This window comes from Lysobacter concretionis Ko07 = DSM 16239 (assembly GCF_000768345.1).
In the GTDB taxonomy this organism is placed as follows: Bacteria; Pseudomonadota; Gammaproteobacteria; order Xanthomonadales; family Xanthomonadaceae; genus Novilysobacter; species Novilysobacter concretionis.
Window position 1 is genome coordinate 316,295 of record NZ_AVPS01000004.1, and the last position, 18,087, is coordinate 334,381.

Here is an 18,087-nt window from a genome sequence, read left to right on the forward strand (position 1 = left end):
GTGGCGGGTCCGGTAAAGATCGATATGAACGACACACTCCGTAACCAATTGCTGGGCCTGGGCTTCAAGCCGGCCCCGGAACCCACGCGTCCCGCGGAGCGTTCGCGCGACGGCCGGCCGGATCGAAAGGCGGCCGATGCGCGGCACGGACGACGCTTGCCGAATCAGCGGTCCGGTGCTGCGGGGAACCGGGCGGACAAGCCGACTGGCCCGGCCCCTTCGGGAGCCGGTCGCCCGGAAGCATCGCGTTCCGGGGCAGGCCGTCCCGGTCAGTCCCGTGGCGGGAAGGGCCGGCCGGCGTCGGGCGACTCGCGCTCGCGCGAGGACATCGATCTGGCCAAGGCCTACGCCATCCGTGCCCAGCGCGAGAAGGACGAGCGCATTGCCGCGGAAAAAGCCAGGCAGGAGGAAGCGCGCCTGCGGCGGGAAGCCCGCGCGCGGCTGGCCGAACTGGTGAAGGACAAGGCCCTCAATGACGAAGCCGCCGATATCGCCCGGCACTTCCCGTACGGCGGCAAGATCAAGCGCATCCACGTCACTGCCGACCAGCTCAAGGCGCTGAATGCCGGCGAGCTGGGCGTGCTGCAGATGGACGGGCGCTACCTGCTGGTCACCGCCGAGTTGCTGGCCCAGGCTGAGCAGATCTTTGCGCCATCGGTCGCCTTGAAGGTCGACCCCGATGCGCCTGCCGCCGATGACCCCTACGCCGACCCGCAGTACCAGGTGCCTGACGATCTGGTCTGGTGATACTCCAACTCAGATCCAACCGGCGGGCTTGTTCCGGGTTCTTTCCCCATCCGAGGGGAAAGCGCGGTATCCGTGGTTGGCCGCGGCGCCGGGTGTGAATGCCCTTGGGTGTGAATGTCCTCCGGCACCGATGAAGCCGGTGCCTCCTCCTTTATTTCACACCCAAGGGCATTCACACCCGGCGTTCGAGGGTGCGCTGCCGGAAGGGCAGGCCCGGCTGCCCGGCTGTCCGCGATCCGACAGCATCGACGCGACGTGCGGGCCTTCGCGGCGAAATAAAGGAGGAGGCATCCGCCGCAGGCGGAGGCCGGGGGACATTGGCCGCGAAGGTCTGCAGGTCGCGCCCCGCCCCGGCCCGTCGACTTCCCGGGAGTCGGGCGAGGAATCTTATTCCGGGTCGTAATCCAGATTCGAGGCGAGCCAGCGTTCGGCCTGGGCCAGGTCGACGCCCTTGCGCCGCGCATAGTCGATCGCCTGTTCCTTCGATACCCGGCCGACGACGAAGTACTGGCTGTGCGGATGGCTGAAGTAGTAGCCCGACACCGCGGCGGCCGGGGTCATTGCGAAGTTCTCGGTGAGGGTCATGCCGGCGTTGGTGGTCGGGTCGAGCAGGCGGAAGATCGTCGCCTTCTCGCTGTGCTCGGGGCAGGCCGGGTAGCCGGGGGCGGGGCGGATGCCGAGGTACTTCTCGTCGATCAGCGCTTCCGCGTCGAGCGACTCATCGGGCGCGTAACCCCAGAACTCCTTGCGCACTCGCTGATGCAGTCGTTCGGCCAGGGTCTCGGCGAGACGGTCGGCCAGCGCCTTGAGCAGGATCGCGTTGTAGTCGTCGTGGTCGGCCTCGAAGCGCTTGATATGCGGCTCGATGCCGATGCCGGCCGTCACCGCGAACGCGCCGATCCAGTCCTGCTTGCCGCTGCCCTGCGGGGCGATGAAGTCGGCCAGGCAGAAGTCCGGGCGTTCGGGCGGTTTGTCGACCTGCTGGCGCAGGAAGTGGATGGTCTCGTCCTTGCCGTCGACGCGGGCGATCACGTCGTCGCCATCGCTGTTGGCCGGCCACAGCGCGAACACCGCCTTCGCGGTCAGCCACTTCTCGTCGATGATGCGCTGGAGCATGGCCTGCGCGTCGCGGAACAGTTCGCTCGCCGAGGCGCCGACCACCTCGTCGGTGAGGATCGCCGGGTAGCGGCCGGCCAGCTCCCATGCCTGGAAGAACGGCGTCCAGTCGATCAGGTCCACCAGCTCGGTCAGGGGGTAGTCGTCGAACGCGTGCAGGCCCGCCTGCTTCGGCGCTGGCGGGGTGTAGTCGTCCCAACCCCCGTCGAAACGCTGGCCGCGGGCCTTCTCCAGCGACACCAGCCGTTTGCCGCTGCCGCGGTTGCGATGGCGCTCGCGGATCTCGGCGTAGTCGGAGGCGGTGGAGGCCACGAACGCGTCGCGCTGCTCGGGGCTGATCATGGTCTGTGCCACGCCGACCGCGCGCGAGGCGTCCTTCACCCAGATCGTGGCCGGCTTGTAGAACGGGTCGATCTTCAGCGCGGTGTGCGCGCGCGAGGTGGTCGCACCGCCGATCAGCAGCGGCATGGTGAAGCCCTGGCGCTGCATCTCGCGGGCGACGTGGCCCATCTCCTCCAGCGACGGGGTGATCAGGCCGGACAGGCCGATCATGTCGGCGTTCTCGGCGATGGCGCGGTTCAGGATCACCTGCGAAGGCACCATCACGCCCAGGTCGATCACCTCGAAGTTGTTGCAGGCCAGCACCACGCCGACGATGTTCTTGCCGATGTCGTGGACGTCGCCCTTGACGGTGGCCATGACGATCTTGCCGTTGGTCTTGCCGGTGTCGCCGGTGCGCAGTTTCTCGGCCTCGATGAAGGGCAGCAGGTAGGCCACGGCCTTCTTCATCACCCGCGCTGATTTGACCACCTGCGGCAGGAACATCTTGCCGGCGCCGAACAGGTCGCCGACCACGTTCATGCCGTCCATCAATGCGCCTTCGATCACGTCCAGCGGACGGGCGGCTTCGGCGCGCGCCTCCTCAGTGTCCTGCTCGATCCACTGGTCGATGCCCTGCACCAGCGAATGGCTCAGCCGCGCGCGCACCGGCTGCTCGCGCCAGGACAGATCTTCGACCTTCTTCTCGCCCTTCCTGCCGCGGTAGCGCTCCGCCAGCGCCAGCAACGTCTCGGTGGCTTCCGCATGGCGGTTCAGCACCACGTCCTCGACCGCGTTGCGCAACTCGGCGTCGAGGGTGTCGTACAGCGGCAGCGCGCCGGCATTGACGATGCCCATGTCCATGCCGGCCTTGATCGCGTGGTACAGGAACACCACGTGGATGGCCTGGCGCACCGCCTCGTTGCCGCGGAACGAGAAGCTGACGTTGGAAACGCCGCCGGAGACGTGGCAGTACGGAAAACGGCGCTTGATCTCGCGCGCCGCCTCGATGAACGCGACCGCGTAGTCGTTGTGCTCCTCGATGCCGGTGGCGATCGCGAACACGTTGGGGTCGAAGATGATGTCCTCGGGCGGGAAGCCGACCTCTTCGGTCAGCAGGCGGTAGGCGCGCGAACAGATATCGACCTTGCGCTGCACGGTGTCGCCCTGGCCCTCCTCGTCGAACGCCATCACCACCACGGCCGCGCCGTAGCGGCGCACCAGCCTCGCCTGGCGCAGGAACTCGGCCTCGCCTTCCTTCATCGAGATCGAGTTGACGATGCCCTTGCCCTGCAGGCATTTCAGCCCGGCCTCGATCACGCTCCATTTCGAGCTGTCGACCATCACCGGGATGCGGGCGATGTCGGGCTCGGCGGCGATCAGGTTGAGGTAGGTGACCATCGCCTGCTCGGAATCCAGCAGGCCCTCGTCCATGTTGACGTCCAGCACCTGCGCGCCGTTCTCGACCTGCTGCCGGGCGACGGCGACCGCCTCGTCGAAGCGGTCGTCCTTGATCAGCTTCTTGAACTGCGCGCTGCCGGTGACGTTGGTGCGTTCGCCGACATTGATGAAGTTGCTTTCGGGCGTGATCGTCAGCGGTTCCAATCCACTGAGGCGGGTGTGACGGGCGAGGGTGGCCATGGTTGTTTCCGTTACGCCGCGTCGGACAGACGGGGGATTTCACGCGGCGCAAGGCCGCGCACGGCCTCGACGATCGCGGCGATATGGGCCGGGGTGGTGCCGCAACAGCCGCCCACCAGGTTCAGCAGTCCGGACTGGGCGAACTCGCGCAGCATTCCGGCCATGTCCTCGGGCGTCTCGTCATAGCCGCCGAATGCGTTGGGCAGGCCCGCGTTGGGATGCGCGCTGACATGGGTGTCGGCGATGCGCGACAACGTATCGACATGCGGGCGCAGTTCTTTCGCGCCCAGCGCGCAGTTCAGGCCGATGGAAACCGGTTGCGCGTGGCGCACCGAGTACCAGAACGCCTCGGCGGTCTGCCCCGACAGGGTGCGGCCGGAGGCATCGGTGATCGTGCCGGAGACCATCACCGGCAACCGCGCGCCACGCGCCTCGAAGGCCTCGTCGATCGCAAACAGCGCGGCCTTGGCATTGAGCGTGTCGAACACGGTTTCCACCATCAGCACGTCAGCGCCGCCGTTGATCAGCCCTTCGGCCGCTTCGCGATAGGCGATGCGCAACTCGTCGAAGCTGATCGCGCGGAAGCCGGGCCGGTTCACATCGGGACTCAGCGATGCGGTGCGACTGGTCGGGCCCAGCACGCCGATCACGAAGCGAGGCTGGCTTGGGGTCTCCGCCTCGGCGGCGTCGCAGGCGGCACGGGCCAGGCGCGCGCCGGCTTCGTTGAGCTCGCGGGCGAGGTGCTGCAAGCCGTAATCGCCCAGTGAAGTCGCGGTCGAGTTGAAGGTGTTGGTCTCGACCAGGTCCGCACCGGCGGCGAGGTAACCCGCGTGGATGTCCTGGATGACCTGCGGCCGGCTCAGGCTCAGCAGGTCGTTGTTGCCGCGCTGGTCGCGCGCGCAGCCGCAACCGGGGCCGTGGGCGTGCGCCTCGATCACCCGCTCGCGATCGAAGCCTTCGGCAAAGCGCTCGCCGCGGAAATCGGCCTCCTCGAAACCGTGCTGCTGGATCATCGTGCCCATCGCACCGTCGATGACCAGGATGCGCTCGCGCAAGCCGCGCTGCAGCGCTTCCGCGCGTTCCGGATGGAGCCAGGGCAGGGTCTGCATCACGGATTCCTCAATTTGCCTTGCGGGTGCCGGTTTTGGCGGCTTTTCGTGCCGGGGCGGCGGCGGGCTTGCGGCCCATCAGCGCGATCACCTCAAAGTGCGGGGGGCGACGCTCGCGGGTGACGGTTTCGCAGCTTTCGATGTTGAAGCCCGCCTTGGTCGCGAACCGGCTGAGCTCCTTCTCGCTGAAGCCCAGGTTCACGTGGCCGTAGGCGTCGACCACCGAGCGGTGCTCGTGGCTGGCCAGACTGGTCAGCAAGAGTCGACCGCCGGGACGCAGCACGCGACCGGCTTCCTCGACCGCGCGCGCCGGATGGTCGGCATAGGTCAGCGCGTGCATCAGCACGACCAGGTCGAAGCTGGCATCGGCGAACGGCAGCTCGTGCATGTCGCCTTCCTGCACTTCCACGTTCTCCAGCTTGCGCAGGCGCGCGGATGCGGCGAGCACGACCTTGGTGCTGGAATCCAGGCAGACATACCGGTGCGAATGCGGGGCCAGCAGTTCGGCCAGCACGCCGTCGCCGGAGGCCACGTCGAGCACGTCGCCGGGCTCGAGCAGTGGCAGGGCGGAGCGCGCCATCGCCTCCCAGGTGCGGCCCGGGGAGTAATGCCGTTCCATGTCGCCGGCGACCGCATCGGCCCAGTTCTGGTCGGCCGCGCGCATGGCCAGCACGCCGGCGACCTGCTCGGCGTCCTGGCGCAGCAGCGGATCGTCGCTGCCTTCGCGCAGGGTTTTCCACAGCGCACGCTGGGCATCGTCGAGCGCGGCCTCGTCGAAACGGTAGTACGCCGAGACGCCGGCACGGCGGTCACGCACGAGTCCGGCTTCCTTGAGCCTGGCCAGGTGGGTGGATACCCGCGGCTGGGCGAGGCGGGTGATGGCCGACAATTCGGCGACGGTCAGTTCTTCGCGTTCCAGCAACGACAACAGCCGCACCCGGGTGGCGTCGGCAAATACCTTGAGGCGGGACGACCAGCCTTCCAGATCCATATACATACACCTATCGCGATACAGCGATAAGTTTGCTGCCGAAGCAGGTGGTGGTCAAGCAGGCCGATCCCGGGAGGGTTCCCCGGCGGGTTCGGTTAATCGTCGCGCAGGGCTACAATTGCCGGATTCGTGACCAGCAGAGGTGTCGACGTGGATTTTGGTTTCACCGAAGAGCAGTTGATGATCCAGGACGTCGCGCGTCGCATCGCGCAGGAAAAGATCGCCCCGAGCGCGGAGCACCACGACCGCACCGGCGAATTTCCGCTCGAGAACATCCGCACCCTGGGCGAGAACGGGCTGATGGGCATCGAAGTGCCGGCCGAGTACGGCGGCGCGGGCATGGACCCGATCTCCTATGTGCTGGCGATGGTGGAAATTGCCGCGGCCGATGCCGCGCATTCGACCATCGTGTCGGTCAACAACTCGCTGTTCTGCAACGGCATCCTGAAGTTCGGCACCGAGGCGCAGAAGCAGCTGTACGTCCGTGCGATCGCCGAAGGGCGGGAGATCGGCGCCTTCGCGCTGACCGAACCGCAGTCGGGCTCCGATGCCACCGCGATGCGGTGCAAGGCCACCCGCCAGGCCGACGGCAGCTACGTGGTCAACGGCAAGAAGAGCTGGATCACCTCCGGCCCGGTGGCCAGGTACATCGTGCTGTTCGCGATGACCGACGCCGACAAGGGCGCGCGCGGCATCACCGCCTTCATGATCGACACCGGACGTGCCGGCTTCCATCGCGGCAAGACCGAGCCCAAGCTCGGCATCCGCGCCTCGGCCACCTGCGAGATCGAATTCACCGATTACGTGGTGAACGCCGACGAGGTCCTGGGTCAGGAGGGCGAGGGCTTCAAGATCGCGATGAGCGTGCTGGACGCCGGCCGGATCGGCATCGCCAGCCAGGCGATCGGCATCGCCCGCGCGGCATACGAGGCGACGCTGGAGTACGTCCGCGAGCGCAAGGCCTTCGGCCAGCCGATCGGCGCGTTCCAGATGACCCAGGCCAAGATCGCCGACATGAAATGCAAGCTCGACGCGTCGTTGCTGCTGACGCTTCGTGCGGCCTGGCAGAAGGGCGAGAGCGAGAAGCACGGTGGCCGCTTCAGCAATGAGGCCGCGATCGCCAAGCTCACCGCCTCCGAGGCGGCGATGTGGATCGCCCACCAGGCGCTGCAGATCCACGGCGGCATGGGCTATTCCAAGGAAATGCCGATCGAGCGCTATTTCCGCGACGCCAAGATCACCGAGATCTACGAAGGCACCAGCGAGATCCAGCGCCTGGTGATCGCCCGCAACGAAACCGGCCTGCGCTGACCATGCCGGTCCGACATCTTCATGGCTGCCGATTGATTGCGGCCTTCCATGTGCAACGCGGCCGCGATCGCCGCGATATCCCGATCGTTGCAGGCCGCAGCGAGGTCCGTCAGTGGACCTCGCCCGTGGCCGGCATGCCATTTTCCGTGTACTGACTCCTGAGCCTTGGCCCGCGCGAAAGCGTGGGCCTCACTGCATTTGGACCTAAAGTTCGCATGAGCACTCGACGTAAATCCCCCGCGCGCGCCGCCGGCAAATCCCCCTCCAAATCGAAGACCACCGCGGTCAAGACGGCCACGCGCCGCACGGCCGGCAAGGACGACGGCGTGTCGCTGGAGCCGATCCTGGCGGTCATCCGCAAGCTTCTGCCGAAAGCGCAGCACGCCGAGGGCGAAGCCTTCGCCAGCATCTTCTACCACCGCATGGGCGAGGACGAATGGTCCAAGCACACGCCGGAAGGCTGGGCCGCGCTGGCCGCGGACATCCTCGATTTCGCGCGCAAGCGCAAGCCCGGCACCGCGCTGGTGCGCCTGTTCAATCCGACCGTGGCCGAGCATGGCTGGGAGTCGCCGCACACGGTGGTGCAGATCGTCAACGACGACATGCCGTTCCTGGTCGACTCGGTGACGATGGCGCTCGCCGAAGCCGGCACCGGCCTGCACGTGCTGGGTCATCCGGTGGTGTCGATCACCCGCGACAAGAGCGGCAAGCTGCTCAAGGTCGGCGAGGGCGCATCCGAATCGCTGATGCACCTGGAGATCGATCGTCTGGCGCCCGAGGCGATGCCGGCCATCGAGCAGGCGCTGAAGAGCGTGCTTGATGACGTGCGCGCCATCGTGGGCGACTGGGCCGGCATGCGCGGCAAGATGCTGGAAGTGGCCGACGACCTGGCCAAACGCAAGCTGCCGATCGACGCGGCAGACCGCCAGGAAGGGCAGGAATTCCTGCGCTGGGCGGCCGACGACCATTTCACCTTCCTCGGCTATCGCGAGTACGACGTGGTTGCCCAGGATGGCGAGGACGTGCTGCGGGCAGTGAAGGGCAGTGGCCTGGGCCTGCTGCGTGGCAAGGACACCCACAAGCCGCGTGCGCTGGCATCGCTGGCCGCGACCCACATGCCGAATTCCGGTTCGGTGGATGCGCTGATCCTGACCAAGACCAACGCGCGCGCCACCGTGCATCGCCCCGGTTACATGGACTACATCGGCGTGTTGAGCTTCGACGACAACGGCAAGCCGGTGCGCGAAGAACGTTTCCTCGGCCTGTACACGTCCAGCGCCTACACCCGCCGTCCTTGGGACATCCCGCTGGTGCGCCGACGCCACGAATACGTCATGGCGCAATCCGGCCTGGCCCCCGACAGCCACAGCGGCAAGGCGCTGCGCCACATTCTGGAAACCCTGCCGCGCGACGAGCTGTTCCAGTCCACTGGCGAGGAGCTGTTGAAGACCGCCACCGGCATCCTCGGCCTGCAGGAGCGCGTGCGCAGCAAGCTTTTCCTGCGTCGCGACCGCTTCGGCCGCTTCTTCTCGGGGCTGGTCTACATCCCGCGCGAGCGTTTCAACACCGACGTGCGCCTGCGCATCGAGGCGATGCTGAAGCGCGAGCTGCATGGCGAGCACATCGATACGACGGTTGTGTTGGGTGAGTCGCCGCTGGCGCAGTTGCATCTGCTGGTGCGGCCCAAGCCCGGCGAGTTCGGCGCCGGCGGCATGCCGCCAGTGGACAACGCCGCTATCGAGGCCGAGCTGGCCGAGATCGTGCGCAACTGGCGCGATGACCTGGCGGAAGTGCTGGTCGGCCGTCATGGCGAGGAGCGCGGCCTGGCCATGGCCAGCACCTTGGGCAAGGCGCTGCCGGTGGGCTATATCGAGGATGTCTCGGTCTCGGTCGCGGCTGACGATGTCGAGCACCTGGCGGCGCTGGAAGGCCCGGACGATCTTCGCCTGAGCCTGTACCGCAGCGCGCCCGGCGCCGGCGGCCTGCGATTCAAGTTCTACCGCCAGCACGATGACATCTCGCTGTCGGATGCCCTGCCGATGATGGAGAACATGGGCCTGCGGGTCATCTCCGAGCATCCCCACCGTCTGAACGCCGACGGGAACGTGGTGTACATCCAGGACTTCGAGGTGGAAACCAGCACGCCCGACGCCGATATCGAAGGCATCGGCGACAACTTCGAGGATGCGTTTTCGCGCACCTGGCGTGGCGATACCGAGAACGACGGCTTCAACCGCCTGATCCTCGCCGCCGGCCTGACCTGGCGCCAGGTGTCGATGCTGCGCGGCTACACCAAGTACCTGCTGCAGGTCGGCGTGCCGTTCTCGCAGAGCTATGTCGAGGAGACGTTCTCGCGCTATCCGGTGCTGGTGCGCCTGCTGGTGGAGCTGTTCGAGGCCCGCTTCGATCCGGCCACCGGCCGCGAGAGCAAGGCCGAGGTCAAGGCAGGCATGGAGCAGTTCAAGCAGCAGATGGAGCGCCTGTGTGGCGGCGACGAGAACGTGCTGGCTGCGCTGAAGCCGGTGGTCGCGGCACGCAGCGGCAGCCGCGAGGCCCAGCTGGCGGCGATCGACGCGGCCTTGAAGACCTTGCTGGACCGCGTTTCCAGCCTCGATGAAGATCGCATCCTGCGCAGCTTCGTGGGCGTGATCGAAGCGACCCTGCGTACCAGCTACTACCAGGACGGCGTCGGCGGAGCCAACTGCGGCTACGTCGCCTACAAGTTCGACTCGACGCTGGTGCCTGACGCGCCCAAGCCGGTTCCGTACCGCGAGATCTTCGTCTACGGTCCGCGCGTGGAAGGCATCCACCTGCGCTTCGGTCCGGTGGCCCGCGGCGGCCTGCGCTGGTCGGATCGCCGCGAGGACTTCCGCACCGAGGTGCTGGGGCTGGTCAAGGCGCAGATGGTCAAGAACACCATCATCGTGCCGGTCGGCGCCAAGGGCGGCTTCATCGTCAAGCGTCCGCCGTCCGACCGCGCCGCGCTGCAGGCCGAAGGCGTGGCCTGCTACCAGATGTTCATCAACGGCCTGCTCGACATCACCGACAACCTGGTCGATGGCAAGGTCGTGCATCCTGTCAACGTCGTGCGTCATGACGGCGACGATGCATACATGGTGGTGGCCGCCGACAAGGGCACGGCGCGCTTCTCGGACATCGCCAACGCGATTTCCGCCGACCACAACTTCTGGATGGGCGATGCGTTCGCCTCCGGTGGCTCGGTGGGCTATGACCACAAGGGCATGGGCATCACCGCGCGTGGCGCGTGGGAGTCGGTCAAGCGCCACTTCCGCGCACTGGGCGTGAACACCCAGAAGGAAGAGTTCACCGTGGCCGGTATCGGCGACATGTCCGGTGACGTGTTCGGCAACGGCATGCAGCTGTCCAAGCACATCCGCCTGGTGGCCGCGTTCGACCATCGCCACATCTTCCTGGATCCGGATCCGGTTGCGGCCAGTTCCTTCAAGGAACGCCAGCGCCTGTTCAAGCTGCCCGGTTCGAGCTGGGACGATTACAGCCGCGACCTGATCAGCAAGGGCGGCGGCGTGTTCCCGCGCAGCGCCAAGTCGATCGCACTGACCGCACCGGTCAAGGCCGTGCTCGGGATCGATCCGGCGATCAATGCGATGAGCCCCAACGAGCTCATGAGCGCGATCCTCAAGGCACCGGTCGACCTGCTCTGGAACGGTGGCATCGGCACCTACATCAAGGCCAGCACCGAGAGTCACGCCGACGTCGGCGACCGTGGCAACAACGGCCTGCGGATCGACGGCCGCGACGTGCGCTGCAAGGTGATCGGCGAGGGTGGCAACCTGGGCATGACCCAGCTCGGCCGTATCGAGGCCGCCCAGGCGGGCGCGCTGCTCAACGCCGACTTCATCGACAACTCGGCCGGCGTAGGCACCTCGGACCGCGAGGTCAACATCAAGATCCTGCTCAACGAGCAGGTGAAGGCGAAGAAGTTGACGCTGCCGGCCCGCAACAAGCTGCTGGCCTCGATGACCGACGAGCTCGCCGGTCTGGTGCTGGTGGACAACTACCGCCAGAACCAGGCGATCAGCCTGATGGAGCGCATGAGCGCGCCGCGCCTGGGCGCCAAGCAGCACTTCATCCAGACCCTGGAGTCGCAGGGCCTGCTGGACCGCCAGATCGAGTATCTGCCGTCGGACGCCGAGTTTGCCGAGCGCAAGGCACGCGGCCTGGGCCTGACCCGGCCGGAGCTGGCGGTGCTGTTGTCCTACAGCAAGCTGGTGTTGTTCCAGCAGCTGGTGGATTCGGACGTGCCGGAAGACCCGTACCTGTCCAAGGAGCTGGTGCGCTACTTCCCGCAGCCGCTGCAGGCCAAGTACGCCAAGGCAATGGAAGGCCATCGCCTGAAGCGCGAGATCATCGCCACGGCGGTGACCAACTCGATGGTCAACCGGATGGGCGCCACGTTCCCGCTGCGCATGCAGGAAGACACCGGTCGCAGCCCGGGTGAGGTGGCCGAGGCCTACACCATCGCCCGCGAGGCACTCGATGCACGCGCGCTGTGGGCGCAGATCGATGCGCTCGACGGCAAGGTGCTGGAGTCGGTCCAGATCGATGCGTTGCAGACGATCTGGGAACTGCTGCGTTCGGTGACCCGCTGGCTGCTGTCGCGGCCGGGCCCGATGCCGGAGATCACCGCCGCCATGGCGCGTTTTGGCAGCGGCTTCAAGGCCGTCCACGCCGCGCTCCAGGAGACGATGTCGCAGGTACGACGGGATGCCTTCAACAGCCAGTTGGCGGAATGGAAGGCGAAGGGCGTGCCGGCCGCATTGGCAACCCAGCTGGCCGCGTTGCCGGTGCTCGAGTTCGGTTGCGACATCATCGAGATCGCGCATGCCCGCAAGCTGTCGCCGGTGGAGGTGTCGCGTGCCTACTTCGACCTCGGTGCGGCGTTGAACCTGCCGTGGCTGCATGAGCAGATCGATGCCCTGCCGGTGGATGGCCGCTGGCAGGCACTGGCCCGTGGCGCGTTGCGTGACGAGCTCGGTACCCAGCAGCGGGTGCTGGTGGGCCAGATCCTCGCGGGCGGCGGCAAGAAGCCGGCCGGCGAGAAGGTCCAGGCGTGGCTGCAGCGCGACGATCAGAGCCTGCGTTTCACCCAGTCGATGCTGGCGGAACTGGTCACCCAGAAGACGCTGGATTACCCGACCGTCTCGGTCGCGGTGCGTCGCCTGGCGCAGATTGCCGCGGCAGGCGCGTAGCCCGCCGGCGGTTGTTGCAGACAGGCGGCGGCCATGGGGTCGCCGCCTGTTGTTTTTCAGGCGGTCAGGTCATGGTCCATCCACGCGACGGCTCGATCGTCCCGGACGGTGTCCCGGTAGTTGCAGCGCACGCGTTATCCTGACTCCAACGATTCCGGAGCCGCCGATGATTGCGACCCCCCGTATTGCCTTTCTTGCCAGCCCCTCCGAGGAGGCGCAGGACGCCTGCCGGGAATTGGCGGCGTTGCATGGCGATCACCCGCCGGATCGGGCGGATGTGCTGGTGCCGCTGGGCGGCGACGGTTTCATGCTGCAGACGCTGCACCGGCATGGCGGACTGGGCAAACCGGTCTACGGGATGAAGCTCGGCACGGTCGGCTTCCTGATGAACCATTTCCGCATCGAAGGCTTGTGCGAGCGCATCCACGCCGCCGAGCCGGCGGTGCTGCGACCGCTGGAAATGGTGGTGGAAACCGAGTCGGGCGTCAGCATGGGCTCGCTGGCCTACAACGAGGTTTCGTTGCTGCGCCAGACGCGCCAGGCGGCGCACCTGGCGATCGAGCTCAATGGCCAGAGCCGGCTGGAAGAGCTGATCTGCGATGGCGTGCTGGTGGCCACGCCTGCCGGCAGCACCGCCTACAACTTCTCCGCCTCCGGCCCGATCCTGCCGCTGGGCGCGAACGTGATGGCGCTGACGCCGATCGCCGCATTCCGACCCCGTCGCTGGCGCGGTGCGGTGCTCAAGGCCGACACCGAAGTCCGCTTCCGCGTACTGGATCCGTACAAGCGTCCTGTCAGCGCCACCGCCGACTCGCACGAAGTCCGCGACGTGGTGGAGGTGACGATCCGCGAATCGCAGGATCGTACGGTGACGTTGCTGTTCGATCCCGAGCACAACCTCGAGGAACGGATGCTCGCGGAGCAGTTCATCAGCGGTTGAACCGCAAAGACCGATGGGCCTTTGCGGCTCCGGATCGCTGACCGACCAGTCTCAGGCGGGCGTGTCTTCGACCGCTTCCTGTGCTGCCGGGAGCGACGCAACGACCGGCTCCGCAGTTGCGGTCGACGCGGCAGGACCGGGTGCTGCGGACAGCGCTTTTTCCTTCAGCTTGCGGAACTTGTCCGACATCTTCTCCAGCTTGGCGCTCCATGCCGGGTCCGGCGCCTGGTCACGGGTGACCTTGAAGTACACCTGCATCAACGCGGCCATCGCGAACGGGTCGACCAGCGCGGCCTTCAGGCCCCAGGCGGTGACGGCGGCAAGCGCGAAGGTCCAGAACCCGGCGATGCCGGGGAACAGGCTGGCCAGCGCGGCCACGGGGGCAAACACCAGGACGAAGATCGCCAGCGTCAGCAGCCACACGATGACGGTCACGAAGATCGCGTTTTTCAGCATCGTCTTGTAGTTCTGCGCGTACAGCACCACCGCGTCGCGGCTGGATGCCCACGGGTTGGTCGATCCGGTGCGCACGTTGTGGGCGAGGATGATCTCGTCGACGTAGGTCAGCGACGTGTTGATGACGGCATTGGCCAGCTTCATCAACGGCTCCAGCCCCGGGATCGGCAGGAAATTGGCGACCCGCATGGTGACGCGGTTGAACACCCGCAGGATGCCCTTGACCAGCTGGTCGACGCCGAACAGGACCGAGCTTTCCGCGAAACGCTCCTTCACGATCCGGCTGGCGTAATCGATCTGCCCACGGCCGCCGGGAATCTGCTTGCCGTCCAGCAGTTGCGCGAGCACCGCGATATGTCCGGCCTTGACCAGGTACAACAGATACTCGCGTGCCCAGTACAGCACCGCGCTGGTCAGGCCGAAACCGGCCAGGCCGCCCCAGAACGCGCCGGTTGCGCCACTGCTGGCCGCCTTGCCGAACAGCCAGCCGATGCCCGCGCCGCCGCCGGTGAAAACGATGTACGCCAGCGTGATGCCCATGTACACGAGCAGGCGCAGAAACAGGAACGGCAAGGTGCGCAACAGCAGGCCGACGATCCGGCCGATATTGAAGTCCATTGGATTCCCTCCGCCGAGCTCATCGGCCAAAACAGTTGATGTGGAGCCTCCCGACACCGTCCGGTGGGCAAGCTTCCCGAGCCTGCTTCCACCGCGTCGATGCCTGATACACGTTGGCGGGATCGCAAACCGGACAGGGCCGCCGCCATTTCGCTCCGGCCCGACAGGCAATTGCCGGATCCCTCACTGCGCGGTCTCATCCTTTGCGACCCTGATCGCGCACAATATCCTCATGCCAGACCAACAAGCCGACCCCCTGATCGTCGCGATCTCCTCGCGCACCCTGTTCGACCTGGAGGACAGCCACCGCCTGTTCGAAAGCGAAGGGCTGGACGCGTATGCCGATTTCCAGCGCAGCCACGAGGACGACCTGCTCGAACCGGGCGTCGCTTTCCCGCTGGTACGCAAGCTGCTGGGACTCAATGATGGCGCGCCGCCCGAGGCGCCGCGGGTGGAGGTGATCCTGATCTCGCGCAACTCGGCCGACACCGGCCTGCGCATCTTCAATTCGATCGCCCACCACGGGCTGTCGATCAAGCGGGCGGCTTTCAGCAATGGCGCGCCACCGTTCCCGTATATCCGTCCGTTCGGGGCCGACCTGTTCCTGTCGACCCACGCGGAGGATGTCCGCAACGCGCTGGCGGCGGGGGTGGCGGCGGCGACGCTGCTGCCGGCCAAGGCACTGTTGCAACGCCAGCACCAGTTGCGTATCGCCTTCGACGGGGACGCGGTGATCTTCGGCGACGAAGGCGAGCGAGTCTCGCGCGAGGGCGGTCTGGCGGCGTTCGCCGAGCACGAGCGCAGCCACGCCGATGAGCCGTTGTCGGGCGGGCCGTTCCGCGGATTCCTGGATGCCCTGCACCGCTTGCAGGAGGCCTTTCCGATGGGCGAGGACGCGCCGATCCGCACCGCACTGGTGACCGCCCGCTCGGTGCCTGCGCATGAGCGCGTGATCCGCACCCTGCGCGAGTGGGACATCCGCCTGGACGAGGCACTGTTCCTGGGCGGACGGCCAAAAGGCCCGTTCCTGGAAGCGTTTGGCGCCGATATCTTTTTCGATGATTCCCAGCACAACATCGAATCCGCGCGCGGACTGGTGACCGCCGGCCACGTGCCGCACGGGGTCGCCAACCCGGATTGACGGCGGCGACAAGCCCAGGGCACCCCGAAGTGATGGCGTGAGGGGGTGACCCATCGGGCTTTCGTCACCCGCGGCTTCGTCGGGTCGAGCCAGCTGTGATATAGTCACCGCTTCGTTTTTTGTCCTCTGACCGCTTGTTTCGTGGCGGTTCCAGCGACGGTTTCAGAACGATCCTGGCGGCTCCGGTCGCCTTCCTCCGGGCACGCCCTCGCACGCGCGCCCTCTGCAGCGCCAAGCAGGCGAACCTCGGCCGCGACCTTGCCTCGGGCGGTCCGGCGCCCGTCGTTCCTCCTGCTGCTGCCATCGCGCCAAGCCCCTTCGGGCCGGGCAAATCCGTGGGCTGCACGATGTCGTCTTCGTGACGATCTACAGCCAATCCAGTCCTTCGTCCGGCTGATGCCTTGCGACGTGGACAGCGGCTGTCTTCGCAGATTGCAGATTGCCGCCCAGACAACAGGAGATGTAATCCGTGACCATTCGTATCGCCATCCTCGGCGCCGGCCCCAGCGGCCTGGCGCAATTGCGCGCCTTTGAAGCCGCCGGCAAGGCCGGGGCCGAGCTGCCGGAAATCGTCTGCTACGAGAAGCAGAGCGACCTGGGCGGCATGTGGAACTACACCTGGCGCACCGGACTGTGTGCGCATGGCGAGCCGGTGCACGGCAGCATGTATCGCTACCTGTGGTCGAACGGCCCGAAGGAATGCCTCGAATTTGCCGACTACAGTTTCGAGGAGCACTTCGGCAGGCCGATCGCCTCGTATCCGCCGCGGGCGGTGTTGCGCGACTACATCATGGGCCGGCTAGAGAAGAGCGACCTGCGTCGCTGCATCCGCTTCAACACGGCCGTGCAGTGGGTGGAGTATTCCGGGGAAACCGGCAAGTTCTCGGTGACGGTCCGCGACATGAAGGCCGATGAATTGTCCACCGAAGAGTTCGACTACGTGATCGTCGCGACCGGCCATTTCTCCACCCCCAACACGCCGTATTTCGAGGGGCTGGAACAGTTTCCCGGCCGTGTCCTGCACGCGCATGATTTCCGCGATGCCTGCGAGTTCACCGGCAAGGATCTGCTCCTGATCGGCAGCAGCTATTCGGCCGAGGACATCGGCACGCAATGCTACAAATACGGCGCCAAATCAGTGACCTTCAGCTACCGCAGCGCGCCGATGGGATACGACTGGCCCGACGCGTTCCGCGAGGTGCCGCTGCTGCTGCGGGTCGAAGACAGGACCGCGCATTTTGCCGACGGCAGCCAGCGCGAGATCGATGCGATCGTGCTGTGTACCGGCTACCAGCACCACTTCCCGTTCCTGGCCGACGAGCTGACCCTGCGCACCCACAACCGCCTGTATCCGGAGAACCTGTACAAGGGCGTGTTCTGGCTCGACAACCCGAAGCTGATCTATCTGGGCATGCAGGACCAGTACTACACCTTCAACATGTTCGACGCGCAGGCCTGGTACGCCCGCGATGTGATCCTCGGCCGTATCGCGCTGCCCGATGCCGCCGCGATGGCGGCCGATGCCGCGCACTGGGTCGCGCGCGAGGAGGCAGCCGGCGATCCCTCGGCGCATATCGATTTCCAGGCGGCCTACATCCGCGACCTGGTCGGGCCGACCGACTACCCCGAGTTCGACATCGAGGGCATGGGCGAGCTGTTCAAGCAATGGACCCGCGACAAGCAGGCCGACATCCTGGGCTATCGCAACAAGAGCTACCGCTCGACCATGACCGGCACCCTGTCGCCGCCGCACCACACGCCCTGGATGGAGGCGATGGACGATTCGCTGGAGGCGTTCCTGGCCGACCCCGACGAAGTGCAGGAGCCGGTGCTGCGCAAGAGCGCGTGATTCGCGCGCGTAGCGGAAGCCGCGCGTAAAGCCCGTGGATGCGGCTAGCGCGTTGCAGCCGGTGCCGAGGGCAACCGAATATCGGTCAGCCTCCAGCGCAGGCCGTCGCGGGTCAGGACGAACTGGACGGTCTCGCCATCCTCGCCATGGACGGTGGCGGTAAAGCGCGACGGCGACTGGAAGCGGTAGCTGGGTTCGCGCAACGGATTGGCCGGTGGGGTGGGCGCGTAGGGATCGTCGCCGGTCTCGCCGCCGATCCGGTGCCAGGTGGTGCGGCCTTCGAGCAGGGCCGCCAGTCCCGCCGGCGTGACCATGGCGTCCACCACGCCGCCGGCCATGCCGCTGGCAACGCGGACGGCAAACGCGCCGAGCAGGCTCGACTGCACGTCGGGCCCGGCGCGGCGCAGCATGTAATCGTCGATCTGCAACTTGAGGTTCCCGCGAAGGGTGGGGAAGTCGACGTGCTTCTCCAGCTTCGCGATGTTCCCGGTTTCCACCGCATCGCGCATCGCGCTGTAGGCGAGGTAGGGGCCAGCGACGATGTAGCCCGCCAGCAGTGCGGCGAGCAGGACGCACAATGTCAGCAGCTTCTTCATGGCGGATCTCCGTGGTTGCGCGG

Annotated in this window: 11 protein-coding genes; 6 read left to right on the plus strand and 5 right to left on the minus strand. The window is 66.6% G+C overall.

Annotated features, from left to right (window positions below):
- Positions 1-24 precede the first annotated feature (24 nt).
- Complete coding sequence (locus N792_RS06000; protein WP_036193375.1) at positions 25-747, plus strand: DUF2058 family protein; 723 nt, start codon at positions 25-27, stop codon at positions 745-747.
- 387 nt (positions 748-1,134) lie between these two features.
- On the opposite strand, the gene metH is transcribed toward N792_RS06000, so the two are convergent.
- From metH to N792_RS06015, 3 genes are read right to left on the minus strand one after another with little or no spacing between them, the layout of a single operon-like run.
- Positions 1,135-3,822 (minus strand): methionine synthase, encoded by a 2,688-nt coding sequence (gene metH / locus N792_RS06005; protein WP_036193376.1) that lies wholly within the window; start codon positions 3,820-3,822, stop codon positions 1,135-1,137.
- Between the two features lie 11 nt (positions 3,823-3,833).
- Positions 3,834-4,931 carry a homocysteine S-methyltransferase family protein gene (locus tag N792_RS06010; RefSeq protein ID WP_052103543.1) on the minus strand — a complete coding sequence of 366 codons (1,098 nt, stop codon included), beginning with the start codon at positions 4,929-4,931 and terminating at the stop codon, positions 3,834-3,836.
- Between the two features lie 10 nt (positions 4,932-4,941).
- Positions 4,942-5,922: an ArsR/SmtB family transcription factor gene (locus tag N792_RS06015; RefSeq protein ID WP_052103545.1), complete on the minus strand. Its 981-nt coding sequence runs from the start codon at positions 5,920-5,922 to the stop codon at positions 4,942-4,944.
- 129 nt (positions 5,923-6,051) lie between these two features.
- Here N792_RS06015 and N792_RS06020 point away from each other — a divergent pair, with 129 nt between their 5' ends.
- The 3 genes from N792_RS06020 to N792_RS06030 all read left to right on the plus strand — a co-directional run bounded on the left by N792_RS06020 (position 6,052) and on the right by N792_RS06030 (position 13,404).
- Positions 6,052-7,233, plus strand: coding sequence for an acyl-CoA dehydrogenase family protein (locus N792_RS06020; protein WP_332248773.1), 1,182 nt, complete (start codon positions 6,052-6,054; stop codon positions 7,231-7,233).
- A gap of 215 nt (positions 7,234-7,448) precedes the next feature.
- On the plus strand, positions 7,449-12,464 hold the full coding sequence (locus N792_RS06025) for an NAD-glutamate dehydrogenase (RefSeq protein ID WP_036193379.1): 5,016 nt from the start codon (positions 7,449-7,451) through the stop codon (positions 12,462-12,464).
- Positions 12,465-12,630: 166 nt separating this feature from the next.
- The gene (locus N792_RS06030; RefSeq protein ID WP_036193381.1) at positions 12,631-13,404 is read left to right on the plus strand and encodes an NAD kinase; all 774 of its coding nucleotides are present in this window, start codon (positions 12,631-12,633) and stop codon (positions 13,402-13,404) included.
- Between the two features lie 51 nt (positions 13,405-13,455).
- On the opposite strand, the gene N792_RS06035 is transcribed toward N792_RS06030, so the two are convergent.
- Positions 13,456-14,478: a hypothetical protein gene (locus tag N792_RS06035; RefSeq protein WP_036193382.1), complete on the minus strand. Its 1,023-nt coding sequence runs from the start codon at positions 14,476-14,478 to the stop codon at positions 13,456-13,458.
- A gap of 232 nt (positions 14,479-14,710) precedes the next feature.
- Here N792_RS06035 and N792_RS06040 point away from each other — a divergent pair, with 232 nt between their 5' ends.
- Positions 14,711-15,619 (plus strand): 5'-nucleotidase, encoded by a 909-nt coding sequence (locus tag N792_RS06040; RefSeq protein WP_036193385.1) that lies wholly within the window; start codon positions 14,711-14,713, stop codon positions 15,617-15,619.
- A 469-nt stretch (positions 15,620-16,088) separates the two neighbouring features.
- Positions 16,089-17,468 carry a flavin-containing monooxygenase gene (locus N792_RS06045; protein WP_036193386.1) on the plus strand — a complete coding sequence of 460 codons (1,380 nt, stop codon included), beginning with the start codon at positions 16,089-16,091 and terminating at the stop codon, positions 17,466-17,468.
- A gap of 44 nt (positions 17,469-17,512) precedes the next feature.
- Here N792_RS06045 and N792_RS06050 read toward each other — a convergent pair whose 3' ends face one another.
- Positions 17,513-18,064 carry a DUF2939 domain-containing protein gene (locus tag N792_RS06050; RefSeq protein ID WP_036193387.1) on the minus strand — a complete coding sequence of 184 codons (552 nt, stop codon included), beginning with the start codon at positions 18,062-18,064 and terminating at the stop codon, positions 17,513-17,515.
- Positions 18,065-18,087 lie beyond the last annotated feature (23 nt).